Origin of the sequence: Halorientalis marina, from assembly GCF_023028345.1 — an archaeon.
GTDB classification, from domain to species: Archaea; Halobacteriota; Halobacteria; order Halobacteriales; family Haloarculaceae; genus Halorientalis; species Halorientalis marina.
Genome location: NZ_CP095487.1, coordinates 2,215,002 through 2,231,305, shown reverse-complemented (window position 1 = coordinate 2,231,305; position 16,304 = coordinate 2,215,002). Strand labels below are relative to the sequence as shown.

Sequence of the window (16,304 nt, the reverse complement as noted above, 5' to 3'; positions counted from 1 at the left end):
CGCGGGCAATGACTACCATCAAGGACAGCGTCCACGACCACGTCGCGGTCGAGGGCGTCGCCCGGGACCTGCTGGACACGCCGCCCCTCCAGCGGCTCCGGCACGTCAAACAGCTCGGCACGGTGACGCTCGTCTACCCCTCCGCGAACCACACGCGCTTCGAGCACAGCCTCGGCGTCCACCACCTCGCGGACGAGGCCCTCTCGCATCTCGGCATCGAGGGAAAGCAGGCAGAACGCGTCCGCGCGGCAGCGCTGCTCCACGACGTGGGTCACGGCCCCTACAGCCACAACCTCGAGCACCTGCTCTACCGCGAGACCGGCAAGTGGCACGACGACGTCCACGGACTCCTCGGGGAGGGGGCGGTCGCGCGGGTCCTGTCCGACCACGGCCTGAACCCCGACACCGTCGCCGATCTGGTCGCGGGCGACGGGAAGCTCGGCCAGCTCGTCTCCGGCGAACTCGACGTGGACCGCATGGATTACCTCGTCCGTGACGCCCACCACACCGGCGTCCCCTACGGCACCATCGACCACGAGCGGCTCGTCCGAGAGCTTCGCTTTGTCGACGACGAGCTCGTTCTCGCCGAGGGGAACGTCCAGACGGCAGAGAGCCTTCTCGTCGCGCGGGCGCTGATGACGCCGACGGTCTACGGTCACCACACCGCTCGCATCGCCAAGTCGATGCTCCGCCGGGCGGCCGAGCGCCTGCTCGACACGGGGGTGACCGACGCGGAGACGATGCGACGCTGGGACGACCACGACCTGATCGCCGCCCTGCGCGCCGCGGACGCGACCGCGGAGACGGCCGCCCGGCTGGACCGCCGTGACCTCTTCAAACGCGCCGTCTGGGCGGAGATGGGCGACGTGCCCGAGTCGCTCATCGACGCCGATCACGACCAGGTCCGGGAGGCCGAGCGCGAGGTGGCCGACGACGCCGAGGTCGACCCCGCAGACGTGGTCCTCGACGTGCCCGGCCGCCCGGAGATGGCCGAATCGACCAGCCGCGTCGTCGTCAACGGCGAGGGGCGGCCCCTCGGCGACCAGTCGACGCTCGTGTCGGCACTCCGGGCGGTCCAGCGCGACCAGTGGCGCCTCGGCGTCTACGCGCCAGCCGACGCCAGCGAGCGCGTCGGCCACGCGGCGAGCCGGGTCCTCGGCCTCGACATCGACGGGAGCCTCGTGAGCGACACGCGGCCCGGCGTCCACGCCACGCTCGACGACTTCGGGGGCCAGTCGTGATCCTCGAAGGCACCGTCCTCCGCGGCCCCGACTTCGAACCGGTCGAGGGCCGCGTCGTCGTCGAGGACGGCGAGATCGCGGCGATCGAGGAGGGAGAGGCCCGCAGCGACGACATCGTTCTCCCCGCCTTCGTGAACGCCCACACCCACCTCGGCGACTCCATCGCCAAGGAGGCGGGCGGCGGGCTCTCGCTCGACGACCTCGTCGCGCCCCCGGACGGCCTGAAACACCGCCTGCTCCGGGAAGCCAGCCGCGAGGAGACGGTCGAGGCGATGCACCGCTCGCTCCGGTACATGCAGTCGGGCGGGACCGCACACTGCATCGAGTTCCGGGAGGGGGGCGTCGAGGGCGTCTCCGCGATCCGGGAGGCGGCCGACGGTCTCGACGTCGAGCCCGTGGTCCTCGGCCGGGAGGAGATCGAGGCGATGGAGGCGAGCGACGGCTTCGGCGCGAGCGGCGCGCGCGACGCCGACTTCGATCACGAGCGGACCGCGACGCGGGACGCGGGCAAACTCTTCGGCATCCACGCGGGCGAGCGCGACAGCCACGACGTGAACGCCGCGCTCGACCTCGATCCGGACTTCCTCGTCCACATGGTCCACACCGAACCGCTCCACCGCGAGCGGGTCGCGGACTGGGAAATCCCCATCGTTGTCTGCCCGCGCTCGAACCTCGTCACCGGCGTCGGCGTCCCCGACATGGACGAACTCGCCGAACACACGACGCTCGCGCTCGGGACGGACAACGTGATGCTCAACAGTCCCTCCATGTTCCGCGAGATGGAGTTCGCGGCCAAGCTCTCCGACCGGTCCGCGGCGGACGTCCTCCGCATGGCGACGAAACACGGCGCGGACATCGCCGGCCTGAACTGCGGCGTGGTCGAACCCGGCCGCGACGCGAAACTGCTCGTCCTCGACGGTGACTCGGACAACCTCGACGGCGCACGGGACACCGTCAGGGCGGTCGTCCGCCGGGCCGGCGTCGCGGACGTGCGCGACGTGGTGCTCGGGTCGGCGGACGGCTAGAGACAGCCGACGCTCGCCGAGAGCACGCGCTTCCCGCCTGCCGCCTGACTCGCGTTCTCGTCGTCCACGGCGGGGAAGGAGTCGTCGTACCCCGCCCAGCCGTGACACGAGGCGATGGCGCGCCAGTCGTCGAAGTCGGCGGCCCCCTCGGAGCCGTCGGAGAACCGGAAGCGGTCGCCGGGTGCGCGGTAGTTCATCGCGCTCGGGTAGGCCTCGAAGGGAATCCGACGGCTATCGATGCCGGGGTGGCGCCACGGCCCCAGTCCGGCGACGTGTCCGAGTTCGTGCATAACGACGTTGTCCTGCACGCCGGGCGCGGCGGGGTTCTCGCTGACGAAGAAGTCCCCGAGGGCGTACCCCTGGAGGTCGCGGACGGAGGCGTTCGGGTACTCCAGGGAGTCGACGACGAGCCCGTAGAAGTGCCCACGCCGGTCCAGTTGGGAGTAGCGCCGCCGGTAGTCGAAGATGTCGTCCAGTTCCCCGGGCCGGTTCGCGGCGAGGATGGGTTCCTGTGCCGGGACTTCCTCGTCGACCCGGAGGTGGAGGTCGATGCCGTCCTCGCCGTCGGGATTCGAGATCGGCGCCGACGCGAACCGCTCCTCGATGCGGTCCAGCATCGCCTCCTCCGGCCGCTCGCCCGCCATGTAGTCGATTTCGACGAAGATGTCCCGGTGGAGCGGGTCCGCACCCGGCAGTGTCTCCGTCGCCAGCATCTCCGCCCCGTCCCCGAGGCCGTCGTCGTCGGTGTCCGCTATCGTCGGGTCGGTCCCCAGTTCGAGTTCGCGGCCGTCGTCCAGCCCGTCGGAATCTGTGTCCGCCACGGAGGCGTTCGTCCCCAGTTCCCGCTCCCGGCTGTCGTTCAGGCCGTCCCCGTCAGTGTCGACCGGCCCCGTCGGCGTGGCGGTAGCGGTCGCCGTGGGCGCCGGCGTGTCGGTCTGGGCCCGCTCCGTGGTCGCGTCCGGAGCCGACTCGGACGCCTGCTCGGTCGTCGCCGTCGCGTCCACTGGGCCCGATCCGGACGGGGACCCTCCGCAACCGGCCAACAGGAGGAGGGCCACGAGTCCGACTGCCAGCGTTCTCGGCGTCACTTCTCGACCGTTGTACCCCCAGTGGCCTAAAGCGAAGGGTTATACCCGTCGCCACGCAAGTATGATATACGGTAACAATGTACAGTAACATCCTGGTGCCGACTGATGGCTCGGCGGGGATGGAGCGCGTCGTGGAGCACGCGCTGAAGACGGCGCGCCGGCACGACGGTACCGTGCACGCGCTCTACGTCGTCGATTCGGGCAGCGTGACGGGAGTGCCGATGGAGGCGAGTTGGAGCGGGATCGCGGAGACCCTGGAGCGAGAGGGCGAACTCGCCCTGAAGCGGGTCGAGCGGCTGGTGGACGACGATCTGGGGTTCGAGCGTGCGATCAGGGAGGGCGACCCGAGCAGGGAAATCGTCGCCTACACCGTCGACAACGACATCGACCAGGTGGTGATGGGCACCCACGGGCGGGGCGGCCTCGACAGACTCCTCCTCGGGAGCGTCGCCGAGCGCGTCGTCCGGGCAGCGTCGATCCCGGTCACGACGGTCCGCCTGGACACGAGCGAACGGGCCGCCGGCGATTCCCTGATGGGACGCGACACGGACCGTGGCCCCGACGAGCGGCGCGACGATCACACCCCCGAGCCCGAACCCGGCGCGCGCTGACTGGCCGCTCAGGCCGGGCGGAGGTGTTCGCAGTCCCCCGCCGAGACCCGTCGCCGCTCGCCGTCGTCGGTCTCGACGACGAGGGTGCCGGGAAACTCCACGTCGACTGCCTCGCCGACGACTTCGCCGCCGGGCGTCTCGACCCGGACCCGCTGGCCGAGCGTCGCCGCGTGTTCCCGCCAGGCCGGAAGCACGGCGTCGCGGTCGGTCCGGAGCGCGTCGAACTCCTCCAGGACGCGCTGTGTGAACGGCCGCCGGTCCACGTTGCCACACTCCTCGCGGAGGCTCGTCGCGCCCTCGACGAGGTCGGCCACGTCCACGTTAGCGTTGATGCCGATCCCGACGACGACCCACGAGACGCGGTCCGCCTCGCCCTCCATTTCGGTGAGGATGCCCACGAGCTTCCGGTCGCCGTCCTCGCCGGGCACGAGCACGTCGTTGGGCCACTTGATGCGTGCGTCGACCCCCGCCTCGCGTGCCGCGCGCGTGACGGCCACCGCCGCCGCGAGGGTGAAAATCGGGGCCTGCGCCGGCGGAACGTCCGGCCGGAAGACGACCGACAGCCAGATACCGCCGCTCGGGGCCGCCCACGCTCGGTCGAGTCGCCCCTTGCCGCCGGTCTGCTCGTCCGCGAGGACGACCACGTCAGCCGCGCCGTTTCCCGCGAGTTCGCGCGCTCTCGCGTTCGTGCTCCCGATGCTCTCGTGGTACTCGACCTCGAATGGGGCATCGAGGCCGTACTCGACCGCCGCACCCCCGAACTCGGGGACGCCGGTGAGTTCGTAGCCCGCATCACCGCTCTCGATGTCGAAGCCCGCCTCGCGGAGCGCCTCGACGTGTTTCCAGACCGCGGACCGCGACACGTCGAGCCGGTCGGCAAGGGCCGGCCCCGAGACCGGGCCGGCGGCGATGGTGTCGAGTATCCGGTGGCGCGTCTCCTGCATACGCACGCTTCGACCGGCGGCGTCGTAAAACGACCGGCCCGAGCGGCCCGCACCTCATCGCACCACGAGCCTTTGTTTGCCCGGACCACGGATTTAATCGGGGAGGCCCGCCATCGAGGGCCATGCGCTACTTCGAGGACATCCCCGTCGGCGAGGAAGTCGAGTTCGGCGAGTGGACGCTCACCGAGGACGAAATCATCGAGTTCGCCGAGCAGTGGGACCCCCAGCCCATCCACGTCGACCCCGAGGCCGCGGCGGAGTCGGTCCACGGCGGCATCATCGCCAGCGGCCTCCACACCGTCGCCATCGCCATGCGACTGTGGGTGCTGGAGTGGTTGCAGGACGTGTCGAACCTCGGCGCGCGCGGCCTCTCGGAACTCACCTGGCACGACCCGGTTCGACCGGGCGAGACGCTCACCGTCACCGGGTGTGCCACCGAGAAGACAGTCCCCGACGAATCGAGAGACCACGGCTGGGTCAGCTACGAACTCGCGGTCTACGACGCGGACGGCGACCGGCGGATGACGATGGTCAGCGACATGGCCGTGGTCCGCCGCGACGCTTGAATCCGGCGACGACTGCCCCGCCTACTCCAGCGCGATCAGCACGTCGCCCATGTCGACGGAGTCGCCCTCGCCGATGGCGACCTCCGAGACGGTGCCGCCGCGGGGCGCGACCACGTCGTTTTCCATCTTCATCGCCTCCAGCACGCAGATCACGTCGCCGGCGGCCACTTCGTCGCCCTCGGCGACGTTGACCTCGAGAATCGTCCCCTGCATCTCGGCCGTGACGGTTTCGCCCTCGACGGCAGCAGCGGCGTCGCCGCCACCGCCGCCGCTTCCGCCTCCGCCGCCACCGCCGCCGCCACCACCGGCGGGGCGCTGGCCCCCACCGCCGCCGTTGCTCGCGCTGGTCTGGATCGGCGGCGCGCCGCGTTCTTCGAGTTCCACCTGGAAGCGCTTGCCGTTGACCTCGACGGTGAACTCGCGTTCGACGACCTCGTCGCCGTCGCTTTCCGTCGTCGTGTCGCCGCCCCACTTCTCCTGGGCCTCGTCGATGCGCTCGGGGTCGAGTTCGTCGTCGAGGTACTTCGTGTGGTGCTTGCCGTTCACGAACGCCTCGTCGGTAAGCATCAACCGGTGGAACGGGATGATCGTCGGGATGCCCTCGATGTCGTACTCGGCGAGCGCGCGCTGCGAGCGGGCGATACACTCCTCGCGGTCCGAGGCGTAGACGATGAGCTTCGCGATCATCGAGTCGTAGTCGGTCACGAGGTCGTCGCCCTGTCGGAGCGCGTCGTCCATCCGCACGCCGATGCCCCCTGGCGGGTCGTAGATTTCGAGTTCGCCGCCGGTGGCCGGCGCGAAGTCGTCGGCCGCGTTCTCGGCGTTGATGCGGAACTCCATCGCGTGGCCGTCGATCTCCACGTCGTCCTGCGCGAAGGTGATCTCCTCGCCCGCGGCGACCCGGAGCTGCCACTTCACGATGTCGATGCCCGTGATCTCCTCCGTCACCGTGTGTTCGACCTGGATGCGCGTGTTCACTTCGAGGAAGTAGAAGCTCGCGTCCGCCCCCAGCGGCTCGTCGGGGTCACGCTCGGGGTCCTCCTCGACGAGGAACTCGACGGTCCCCGCGTTGTAGTAGTTCGCGGCGTCGACACCGCGGCGGGCGGCTTCCCCGATCCGCTCGCGAAGTTCGTCGTTCAGCGCCGGGCTCGGTCCCTCCTCGATGACCTTCTGGTGGCGGCGCTGGAGCGAACAGTCACGCTCGCCCAGGTGTCGAACGTTGCCGTGGTGGTCGGCGATGATCTGCACCTCGATATGCCGGGGGTCTTCGAGGTACCGTTCGAGGAAGACGGAGTCGTTGTCGAAGTAGGCCTCGCCCTCGCGCTTGGCGCTCTCGAGTTGCTCCTCGATCTCGCTTTCCTCGCGGACGATCTTCATCCCGCGGCCGCCGCCGCCTCCTTCGGCCTTTATGGCGATGGGGTAGCCGTGTTCGTCCGCGAACTCCCGGACGGCCTCGGGCTCCTCGATGGGCTCGGTCCCGGGGACGATGGGCACGTCGGCGTCGCTCATCACGTTCCTGGCCTTGGTCTTCTCGCCGAGGCGCTCCATCGCGTCGCCGGCGGGACCGACCCACGTCACGTCGTCGGCCTCCTCGACCTTTCGGGCGAAGGTGGCGTTCTCCGCGAGGAAGCCGTAGCCGGGGTGGATGGCGTCGGCGTCGGCCTTCTGCGCGGCGTCGATGACGGCGTCGTGGTCGAGGTAGGAGTCGGCGGCCCGCGCGGGACCGACGTTGTAGGCCTCGTCGGCGTAGCGAACGTGGCCGGAGTGCTTGTCGGCCTCGGAGTAGACGGCGACAGTCTCGATACCCAGTTCCTCACAGGCTCGCATGACCCTGACCGCGATCTCCCCGCGGTTGGCGACGAGCACCTTGTCGAACATATCCACCTGTACCGAGAGTCGGGGCATAAAAGTATGCGCAACCGGCAGAGCGCGGATCGGGGGATCTGGAGCAGGTGCTATCGCCCTAGAGCCGGTCGGCCCGGCCAGCGGTCGCCCAGGCATCGTCCGGTGCGCCGTCCGGGACGCGGACGTAACGGCGCTGACTCCGGCCCACGCGCCCGGAGAACGCCCAGCGGCGCCCCGCCCAGGGTTGCCCGTCGTCCTCGCTCGCTGCCGCGGCGGCCGCGGCGGCCTCCTGGTCCCTGATGTGTGCGCCGATGGCGACTGCGATGGCCGCCGCCTCGGACTCGTCTGCGGTCTCGACTGCCGCGGCGACGGCCGCGAACAGGTCCCCATCGACAGTTGCCGACGGTGCTGTGTCGCTGTCAGTCATCTCAGAGCGGGATGTTGCCGTGTTTGCGGTCCGGGTGGTCCTTCCGTTTGCTGCTGACGACCTCCAGGTCGCTGATGAGGCGTTTGCGGGTCTCTTGTGGTTCGAGTACGTCGTCGACGAAGCCACGCTCCGCGGCCGTGTAGGGGTTCGCGAAGGCGTCGCGGTACTCGTCGATGAGTTCCTGCCGCCGGGCCTCCACGTCCTCGGCGTCTTCGAGTTCGTCGTCGTAGAGGACGTTCACCGCGCCCTGTGGCCCCATCACCGCGATTTCGGCCGTCGGCCAGGCGTAGTTCATGTCCGCGCCGACGTGTTTCGAGGCCATCACGTCGTAGGCCCCGCCGTAGGCCTTCCGCGTGATGACAGTCAACAGCGGGACCGTCGCCTCCGAGAAGGCGTAGAGCAGTTTCGCGCCGTGTTTGATGATGCCGTTGTGCTCCTGGTCGGTGCCGGGCATGAACCCGGGCACGTCGACGAGCGTCAGGATCGGGATGTTGAACGCGTCACAGAAGCGGACGAACCGCGCGCCCTTCATCGAGGCGTCGATGTCGAGCGTCCCCGCGTTGTATTTGGGGTTGTTGCCGACGATACCGATGGGTCGTCCGTCGAGGCGCGCGAACCCGGTCGTCAGGTTCCGGGCGTACCCCTCTGCCACCTCGAAGAAGGAGTTCTCGTCGACGATGCGCTCGGTCACGTCCCGCATGTCGTAGGGCTTCTGTGGCACCTCGGGGACGATGTCGAGCAGGTCTTCCGGCTCCCGGTCTGGGTCGTCCCACGGCTCGACCCGCGGCGGGTCCTCGACGTTGTTCTGCGGGAGGAACGAGAGGAGGTACTTGATGTCGTCCAGGGCCTCCTCCTCGGCAGCGGCGGTGAACTGGGAGACGCCGGACTCGGTGGCGTGGGTCTGGGCGCCGCCGAGTTCCTCGAACCCGACTTCCTCGCCCGTGACCGTCTCGATGACGTCCGGGCCCGTGATGAACATGTGGCTCGTGTCCTGGACCATGAAGATGAAGTCCGTGATCGCCGGGGAGTAGACCGCGCCGCCGGCGCAGGGACCCATGATGGCCGAAATCTGGGGCACGACCCCCGACGCCAGCTGATTGCGGTGGAAGATGTCCGCATAGCCCGCGAGCGAGTCGATGCCCTCCTGGATGCGCGCGCCCGCGGAGTCGTTGAGGCCGATGATGGGACAGCCGGTCTCGACTGCCTTGTCCATGACTTTGCAGACCTTCTGGGCGAACACCTCGCCCAGCGAGCCGCCCATGACGGTGAAGTCGTGGGCGAAGACGAACACCTTTCGGCCGTCGACCTCGCCGTAGCCCGTCACGACGCCGTCGCCGGGCATCTCCCGCTCGTCCATGTCGAAGTTGGTCGAGCGGTGCTCCCGGAGCATGTCCACCTCGTTGAACGTCCCGTCGTCGAGGAAGTAGTCGATGCGCTCCCGGGCCGTCTTCTTGCCGCGGTCGTGCTGGGCCTCGATGCGGTCCTCGCCGCCGCCTTTCGCGGCTTCGGCTTTCTTCTCCCGCAGCTCTTCCACGCGCTCCTCCATCGTCATACCGTATCACCGCGGCTACGCGGATGGCCGTCCATGGACGAGGAACACGAAGTACCGCGAAAAAGGTTTTCCGAACTGGGCCGGCTTCCACCACGCCGCTTACACGTCTGCAGGGGTACCAAACCGATTCGTCGGGAGTCCCCCGCGGCCGGAGTGCCAAGGCTTACGCCACAGGTCACGATTGACGAACCATGACCGACGCCACGCCACCGGAGCGATTGCGAACGCTTCTGGACCAGCACGACCCGCTCGCGATGCCGACCGTCTTCGACGGCCTCTCGGCACGGTTGGCCGAGCAGGCGGGGTTCGAGGCGGTCTTCACGTCCGGGTTCGGCATCGCCGCCTCGACGCTCGGGATGCCCGACATGGGTCTCCTGACGATGCGCGAGAACGTCGACCGCGTCGACGCCATCGACAACGCCGTGGACGTGCCGGTGATCGCCGACATGGACACCGGGTACGGGTCGGCGCTGAACGTCCGCCGCACCGTTACGGAAGCCATCGACGCCGGCGTCGCGGGCCTCATCATCGAGGACCAGGAGTGGCCCAAGAAGTGCGGCCACATGGACGAGAAACGCGTCGTCACGCCGGCGGAGGGCCGGAGACGGATCGCGGCGGCGGCCGACGTCCGGGACGAGACCGGTCGGAACGTCGTCATCGTCGGCCGGACGGATGCCCGCGAACCGCACGGCCTCGACGAGGCTATCGAGCGCGGCCGCGCCTACGCCGCGGCCGGCGCGGACGTGGTGTTCGTCGAAGCCCCCGCGTCCCGCGCAGAACTGGAGCGTATCGCGACCGAAATCGACGCGCGCACGTTCGCGAACGTCGTGGCCGACGGGAAGACCCCGGAACTCGGTGCCGACGAACTCGGCGACATCGGGTTCGACGTCGTCGCACACACCCTCCCGGCACTGTTCGCGGCGACCGAGGCCATGCGCGACGCCTACGAGACGCTCGCTGCCGAGGGAACGAGCGAATCGCTCTCCGGTGTCTCCTTCGAGGCGTTCGAGGAGATCGTCGGCGCGCCGGCACTGCGCGAGCAGGAACTGCGGTACGCCGAGGACGGCCGTTCCTCGGTCCCGGACGACGGGAGTTAGCCCCCAGAATAATAAAGACGGGGTGTGCTGTAGTACGCAGGTATGTACGAAATCCTGGCAGCCATCGACGAGAACGAAGCACGCGCCCGGTCACAGGCGGAATCCATCGTCGGCATGCCGATGACGGACGAGGACGTCCGCGTCACGCTCCTCCACGACTTCACCGAGAACCCCTCCGGTGCCTCCGTCACACAGGTCGCCTCCGTCCGGCGCGCGAAAGATATCCTCGAAGACGAAGGCATCGAGGTCGTCCTCGAGGAGTCGAGCGGCCGGCCGGTGGAGGCCATCCTGGAGATCTCCGAGGAGATCGACGCCGACATGATCGTCATCGCGGGCCGCAAGCGGACGCCGACCGGGAAGGTCCTGTTCGGCAGCGTCACCCAGGGCGTCATCCTCGACACCGACCGTCCGGTGCTGGTCTGCTCCGCCAAGGAGGACTGAGGCCACACGCGCGCCGGGCTTATCGGGACGCACGACCAACGGCCAGTGTGCGCGGTGGCATACTCGTCGTGGCGCTCGTGGCGCTGCTCGCCGGCTGTAGCGGTTTCTCTGGCGGGAGCGAGGCGACGCCCACGCTGACACCGGGGAACGCCCCGACACCGACGAAAGCGTACCCGCCCGGCGTCGACGACAGCGGCGTCGTCGCACCCGGCGCGCTCGCCGAGGCACACACCGCCCGCGACGACGGGCGTTCGTACACGCTGGTCTCGAACCGGACCGTCAGATACGCCAACGGAACGGTGCGCTCCGATCTCTCGGTACGCATCGAACTCGCGACCAATCGCTCATTCTTCGCGACAGTCTCGACCGACGGAGCCCACGGGCCGCTCCTCCTCGGCGAGCCGCCCGCGTCAGCGGCCTACTGGTCGAACGGGTCCACGTACGCCCGGGCGCTCACGCGTGACGGCGGGACGACCTACAATACGTTCACGCCACCGGACCAGTACACGGGGACCTGGCGATACTGGACCCAGACCGTCGCCTTCGGCGGCCGCTCGGGGTACTCGGGACGGACGATCCGTGAGGTCTTCACGTCGATCCCCACCGAGGTCGTCGGTCGAGAGACGCGAACGGGGACGACCGTCGTCGTACTCGCCGGGACGGCGGCGGAGACGACCGACTTCACCGCCCCCGAGATCGACACCGTCGAGAACCTCTCGCTCCGGGCAGCCGTCGACACCGAGGGGCTGGTTCGGCTGGTCCGGTACCGCTTCGACGGGACCGTCGACGGCGAACCAGTCGTCGTCGAGCGGACCATCAGGTACGAGGATGTCGGTTCGACGAGCGTCGAGAAGCCGCAGTGGCTGGACCGCGCGGTCGGTCAGTGACCGGCCGCCGTGATGGTCTCGTCGACGAGGTCGACCAGGTCCTCTGCCGCGCAGTACCCTTCGCGTTCCTCGACGCGGTCGCCGTCGACGAACAACAGCGTCGTCGGCGCCACCGTGATCTCGAACTCCCGGCGGAACTCCGGCACTTCGTCGCCGTCGAGGCCCGCGAAAGCCACGTCGTCGGCCACCGACTCGCGGACCGCGTCCAGTTCTGCCTTCATCGCGTCGCAGGGGTCACAGCCCTGCTGGAAGACGAACAGGACGGCGTGATCGTGGTCGTCGAGGAAGGCGCGGTACTCGTCGTCGCCGAGGTCCGGAAGCGACGGGGGAACCGGCGATGCCTCGCCGACGGCCGCGACCATCTCGGCGAGTTGCAGTTCCAGATCGGTCGGGAGGTCGACGTCGAGGGCCCCACGGAGCGCGAGGAACGAGGCGATCTCCCAGCGCGTCAGTTCGAGGTCCTGGATTCGCTTCTCGGCCCTCGCCGGGGTGAGGCCGAACAGCGACGCGACCGTCTCCCGGAACTCCTCGTCGGAGCTGTCCTTGTAGCTGTCCACGTACACCGCGCGCTCGTCCTCGAACGCCGACGTCGCGTCGACGGTCCCGTCGTCGCGCTCGACGATGACGCCGCGGTCGACGAGGAACTCGAACCGCGCTTCCGGGTCGTCCGTCAGTTCCCGAATGCGCTCGTCGCTGAGGGGGTCCGTGTTCGCGTTCGCCACGGTTCACACCCCCAGATACCGCTGTCTCGTCTCGTCGTCCTCGCGGAGCTCGTCGGCCGTTCCGTCGAAGACGATCCCTCCCTGGTCGACGATGTAACTCCGGTCCGAGATACTCAGCGCCGCGGCCGCGTTCTGCTCGACCAGCAGGATCGTCGTCCCTTCGTCGTTGATACGCCGGATCGCGTCCTCCACGTCCTCGATGATCTGTGGTGCGAGCCCCTCGTAGGGCTCGTCGAGCATGAGCAGGTCCGGGTTCTGCCGGAGCGCCCGCGCGATGGCGAGCATCTGCTGTTCACCGCCCGAGAGGGTCCCCGCGTCCTGTCCGCGTCGCTCGTCGAGGCGCGGGAAGGCGTCGTACAGTTCACCGAGCGGGCGCGTGTCGCGCACCTCGCCGAGGTTGCGCCCGAACAGGTTCGAAGAGTTGCGGGACACCTGCGCCAGGTGGAGGTTCTCTTCGACGGTCAGGTTGGGGAAGACGCGGCGTTCCTCCGGGACGACCGCGATGCCCTTCATCGCGATGTCCTCCGTGTCGAGGGCGGTGATGTCGTCCCCGTTGAATCTGACGCTCCCCTGCCGGATGTTCGGTGGGCGCGCCCCCGAAATGGAGCGCAGGGTGGTCGTCTTTCCGGCCCCGTTCCGGCCGAGGAGCGCACAGATTTCGCCGGTCTGGACTTCCAGCGAGAGGCTCCTGAGGATGTGGCTCTCGCCGTAGTAGGCGTCGACGTTCTCGACCGAGAGCAGCGACGCGTCGCCGCTCGCGGTGCTCGTTGCTGCCGTGGTCTCGTCGTCAGTGCTCATAGCTCGACACCTCCGAGGTACGCCTCCTGCACGTCGGGGTCGCCCTGTACCTCCTCGGGCGTCCCGTCGGCGATAATCTCGCCGCGGTTCAGGACCGCGATGCGGTCCGCGACGCGGAAGATGATCTCCATGTCGTGCTCGACGAGCACGATGGTCAGGCCGAGTTCCTCCTGCACGTCCTCGATGAGGTCGACCGTCTCGTCGGTCTCCTCCGGGGACATCCCGGCCGTCGGCTCGTCCATGAACATGAGGTCCGGCTCAGCCGTGAGCGCGATAGCGATTTCGAGCCGTCGCTTGTCACCGTAGGGGAGGTCCGCTGCCTGCATGTCGGCCGAGCCGAGGATGTTGACCGCGTCGAGCATCTCCGCTGCCTTGTCGCTCACGTCGCCGTAGCCGTTGCGGTGTTTGAGGAAGTTGACGCTGAACGACCCGTGTGCGGTCGCGAACGCCGCTACTTCGACGTTCTCCCGGACGGTCATGCCCGGGAAGATCGAAGCCGTCTGGAACGACTTGGAGACGCCGCGCTGGACGATCTGGTGGGGTTCCAGCCCGGTGATATCCTCGCCCGCGAACTCGATGCTTCCCTCGGTGGGTTCGAGCATTCCCGTCACGAGGTTGATGAACGTCGACTTGCCGGCCCCGTTGGGGCCGATGACGGCACGCGTCTCCCCTTCCTCGACGGTGAGATCGACCTTGTCGACCGCCGTGAGGCCCGCGAACCGCTTGGTGAGTCCGTCGGTCTGCAGGATGGACATCAGTCGTCACCTCCCCGGCCCTGGGTTCCGTCCTCGACGTCCACGTCGCCCCTGGCCGCAGGCGTGTCGGTCGCGTCGAAGACGGAGCGTTCGACGGCGTGCACCAGTCTGACCAGTCCGGCACGAATGCCGGCCCAGAGACCCTCCGGGAACAGCCAGACGATGATGACGAAGGTCCCGCCGAGGACCAGCCGCCACAGCGAGCCGACCGAGCCGATGACCGGGAGCGAGATGCCCGAGATGACGTTGCTGATGTACTCGAAGACGAGGGCGCCGAGCAGCGGACCGGCGAGCGTGCCGACGCCGCCGACGACGTTCATGATGACGAAGTCGCCGGACGTGATCCAGTACAGCGCCGTGTTCGGGTGGATGTACGCTTCGTGGATCGAGAACAGCGCTCCCGCGACACCCGCGAAGGCGCCGCTGATGATGAACGCCATCAGCTTGTAGCGAAAGACGTTGAACCCGACGAACTCGACGCGTTGCTCGTTCTCACCCAGGGCCTCGAAGACGAGGCCGTACGGCGAGTTGATGATGCGGTAGGCGACCGCGACGGCGATCACCGTGATCGCCGCGATGAACACGTATATCCAGTTCGCCGCGATTACCGGCGACGGCAGTTCCAGGTGGATGACGCCGAGCAGTTGGCTCACCTCGAAGCCCGTCTGCCCGGTCCCGAAGCCGTTGTCACCGCCGGTCATCCACGAGCCCGGTGCGAGCGCGAAGAAGTACAGCATCTGCCCGAACGTGAGCGTCAGGACGGCGAAGTAGACGCCCGACCGCCGGATGGAGAGGAAGCCGATGGGCCAGGCGAGCAGTGTCGCCATGATCGCGCCGACGAGTACCATCAGTACCGGCGACCCGATTCCAGGCATGGTGACGGTCGTCCCGACCCCCGGAATCGTGATCGGCGCCTCCGACGCGAGTAACGCCGACGCGTACGCGGCCATCCCGAAGAAGGCCGCGTGGCCGAACGAGAGCAGACCGACGTAGCCGAGCAGGAGGTTGTAACCGACGACCGCGATAGCGAAGATGAGCACCAGCGACGCCAGTCCCTGGTAGCCGCCGACGCTGGTCCCGATGAGGTTGGCGATGACGCCGAGGATTTCGACGAGGAAGACCGGCAGGAAGAGCAGCGAGATGCCGATTCCGGCGATGACGACCCACTCCTTGTCCTTGTGCTGTCGAATCTTGTCGATGGGGTTCGATCCTGACCCGCTACTGCCGTCGTCGGTGACCACCGTGCCGCCGTCGGTCCGTGGTTCGTCCTCGGACACGTCAGTTCACCCCCGTACTCCCGAGAATCCCTTCGGGGCGAACCAGCAGGACGACCGCCGCGACGGCGTAGAGGACGATCTGCGCCCACTGGGAGGCGATGACCGTCATCGCCGAGACGGTGATTCCGAGGATGATGCCGCCGACGATGGCCCCGAGGACGTTCCCCGCACCACCGACGACGATGGTGAGGAAGGCCGGGATCAGCGCCCGTTCGGTCCCGATCTGGGGGCTGATGGTCTGGAACGTGATGCCGATGAACCCAGCCAGCGCGGCCAGCGCCGCGCCGAGCGCGAACACGATGCTGTACGAGCGGGTGATCTTGATGCCGAGCAGGCGGACCATCTCGGAGTCGACGGTCCCGGCCTGGACGACCAGCCCGAAGTCGGTCCGCTCGATGATGAAGTACGTGATGCCGATGATCGCCAGCACGATGCCGATGATCCAGAGCCGCCAGGCGGAGTACTGCCCGACCAGCGGGAGGCTCACCGTGCCACCGACGCTGAGACCGAGGATGTCCGACGGCGCCGTGGGCTGGAACGTCGCCCCGCTCATGATCTGTTTGATGACCTCCTGGACGACCAGCGCGAGACCGAACGTGACGAGCAGTTGGTCGGTTTCGGGTCTATCGTAGAACGGTGCCGCGACCCACCGTTCCATCGCGATACCGACGAGGATGCCGATGATCGGAACGACGATGATCGCAGTGATGAACCCGCCGTCGACCCCGACGACCGTGAAGCCGTTGTCGTAGAGGACGCCACCCGAGAGCTCCGTCGTCCTGAAGACGATCAGGCCCGTGTACGCGCCGATGAGGTACAGCGCACCGTGGGCGAGGTTCAGGAAGTCCATCGTGCCGAGGATTATCGTCAGTCCGATACCTAGAAGCGCGAAGATAGCGCCCTGTTGGAGGCCGTTGAGGAGTATCTCTGCGACCGTGTTCGCTATTGCCATATTTGTGTGCGTTGATTGAATCGTATCCGCAGTCGTCTGCCCTGGCCGGTGCCACCTGAGAGAGCGGTGACGCCCG

The 16,304-nt window shown here is 68.3% G+C and carries 17 protein-coding genes; 7 read left to right on the top strand and 10 right to left on the bottom strand.

Annotation, left to right across the window (positions count from 1 at the left end; translation table 11 throughout):
• The first annotated feature begins 8 nt into the window (after positions 1 to 8).
• Together MUG96_RS11325 and MUG96_RS11320 are read left to right on the top strand one after the other, a co-directional pair.
• Entirely contained in the window at positions 9 to 1,241 is a 1,233-nt protein-coding gene (locus MUG96_RS11325) for an HD domain-containing protein (protein WP_246982771.1), read from the top strand.
• Positions 1,238 to 2,266, top strand: coding sequence for an amidohydrolase family protein (locus tag MUG96_RS11320; RefSeq protein WP_246982769.1), 1,029 nt, complete (start codon positions 1,238 to 1,240; stop codon positions 2,264 to 2,266). The genes MUG96_RS11325 and MUG96_RS11320 overlap by 4 nt, the downstream gene beginning before the upstream one ends.
• On the opposite strand, the gene MUG96_RS24255 is transcribed toward MUG96_RS11320, so the two are convergent.
• Complete coding sequence (locus MUG96_RS24255) at positions 2,263 to 3,270, bottom strand: hypothetical protein (RefSeq protein ID WP_373221693.1); 1,008 nt, start codon at positions 3,268 to 3,270, stop codon at positions 2,263 to 2,265. The genes MUG96_RS11320 and MUG96_RS24255 overlap by 4 nt on opposite strands.
• A 161-nt stretch (positions 3,271 to 3,431) precedes the next feature.
• On the opposite strand from MUG96_RS24255, the gene MUG96_RS11310 reads away from it, so the two are divergent.
• Entirely contained in the window at positions 3,432 to 3,965 is a 534-nt protein-coding gene (locus tag MUG96_RS11310) for a universal stress protein (RefSeq protein ID WP_246982768.1), read from the top strand.
• An 8-nt stretch (positions 3,966 to 3,973) separates the two neighbouring features.
• Here the strand turns inward: MUG96_RS11310 and MUG96_RS11305 are convergent, their stop codons facing one another.
• Positions 3,974 to 4,909, bottom strand: a complete 936-nt coding sequence (locus MUG96_RS11305) for a biotin--[acetyl-CoA-carboxylase] ligase (protein WP_246982767.1) — start codon at positions 4,907 to 4,909, stop codon at positions 3,974 to 3,976.
• A 122-nt stretch (positions 4,910 to 5,031) separates the two neighbouring features.
• Between MUG96_RS11305 and MUG96_RS11300 the strand changes: the two genes are divergently transcribed.
• On the top strand, positions 5,032 to 5,475 hold the full coding sequence (locus MUG96_RS11300; RefSeq protein WP_246982766.1) for a MaoC family dehydratase: 444 nt from the start codon (positions 5,032 to 5,034) through the stop codon (positions 5,473 to 5,475).
• Positions 5,476 to 5,496: 21 nt separating this feature from the next.
• Here the strand turns inward: MUG96_RS11300 and MUG96_RS11295 are convergent, their stop codons facing one another.
• The 3 genes from MUG96_RS11295 to MUG96_RS11285 form a co-directional block, all read right to left on the bottom strand.
• Complete coding sequence (locus tag MUG96_RS11295; RefSeq protein ID WP_246982765.1) at positions 5,497 to 7,353, bottom strand: acetyl-CoA carboxylase biotin carboxylase subunit; 1,857 nt, start codon at positions 7,351 to 7,353, stop codon at positions 5,497 to 5,499.
• Between the two features lie 85 nt (positions 7,354 to 7,438).
• Positions 7,439 to 7,747 (bottom strand): DUF8022 family protein, encoded by a 309-nt coding sequence (locus tag MUG96_RS11290; protein WP_246982763.1) that lies wholly within the window; start codon positions 7,745 to 7,747, stop codon positions 7,439 to 7,441.
• Position 7,748: 1 nt separating this feature from the next.
• Entirely contained in the window at positions 7,749 to 9,299 is a 1,551-nt protein-coding gene (locus MUG96_RS11285; RefSeq protein WP_246982757.1) for an acyl-CoA carboxylase subunit beta, read from the bottom strand.
• A gap of 191 nt (positions 9,300 to 9,490) precedes the next feature.
• Here MUG96_RS11285 and MUG96_RS11280 point away from each other — a divergent pair, with 191 nt between their 5' ends.
• Genes MUG96_RS11280 through MUG96_RS11270 form a run of 3 tightly spaced genes read left to right on the top strand, consistent with a single transcriptional unit; the run spans position 9,491 to position 11,724 of the window.
• The gene (locus tag MUG96_RS11280; RefSeq protein ID WP_246982756.1) at positions 9,491 to 10,396 is read left to right on the top strand and encodes an isocitrate lyase/PEP mutase family protein; all 906 of its coding nucleotides are present in this window, start codon (positions 9,491 to 9,493) and stop codon (positions 10,394 to 10,396) included.
• Between the two features lie 42 nt (positions 10,397 to 10,438).
• A complete protein-coding gene (locus tag MUG96_RS11275) occupies positions 10,439 to 10,837 on the top strand; it encodes a universal stress protein (protein WP_246982755.1) in 399 nt (132 codons plus the stop codon).
• A gap of 47 nt (positions 10,838 to 10,884) precedes the next feature.
• Complete coding sequence (locus MUG96_RS11270; RefSeq protein WP_246982754.1) at positions 10,885 to 11,724, top strand: DUF7537 family lipoprotein; 840 nt, start codon at positions 10,885 to 10,887, stop codon at positions 11,722 to 11,724.
• Here the strand turns inward: MUG96_RS11270 and MUG96_RS11265 are convergent.
• The 5 genes from MUG96_RS11265 to MUG96_RS11245 are packed head-to-tail and all read right to left on the bottom strand — an operon-like array spanning position 11,718 to position 16,228.
• Positions 11,718 to 12,446 (bottom strand): thioredoxin family protein, encoded by a 729-nt coding sequence (locus MUG96_RS11265; RefSeq protein WP_246982753.1) that lies wholly within the window; start codon positions 12,444 to 12,446, stop codon positions 11,718 to 11,720. The two genes, MUG96_RS11270 and MUG96_RS11265, sit on opposite strands and share 7 nt — an antisense overlap.
• Before the next feature lie 3 nt (positions 12,447 to 12,449).
• Positions 12,450 to 13,244, bottom strand: a complete 795-nt coding sequence (locus tag MUG96_RS11260) for an ABC transporter ATP-binding protein (RefSeq protein ID WP_246982752.1) — start codon at positions 13,242 to 13,244, stop codon at positions 12,450 to 12,452.
• Positions 13,241 to 13,999: an ABC transporter ATP-binding protein gene (locus MUG96_RS11255; protein ID WP_246982750.1), complete on the bottom strand. Its 759-nt coding sequence runs from the start codon at positions 13,997 to 13,999 to the stop codon at positions 13,241 to 13,243. Before MUG96_RS11255 ends, MUG96_RS11260 begins: the two co-directional genes overlap by 4 nt.
• Complete coding sequence (locus MUG96_RS11250) at positions 13,999 to 15,276, bottom strand: branched-chain amino acid ABC transporter permease (RefSeq protein WP_246982747.1); 1,278 nt, start codon at positions 15,274 to 15,276, stop codon at positions 13,999 to 14,001. Before MUG96_RS11250 ends, MUG96_RS11255 begins: the two co-directional genes overlap by 1 nt.
• Before the next feature lies 1 nt (position 15,277).
• Positions 15,278 to 16,228, bottom strand: coding sequence for a branched-chain amino acid ABC transporter permease (locus tag MUG96_RS11245; RefSeq protein WP_246982745.1), 951 nt, complete (start codon positions 16,226 to 16,228; stop codon positions 15,278 to 15,280).
• Positions 16,229 to 16,304 lie beyond the last annotated feature (76 nt).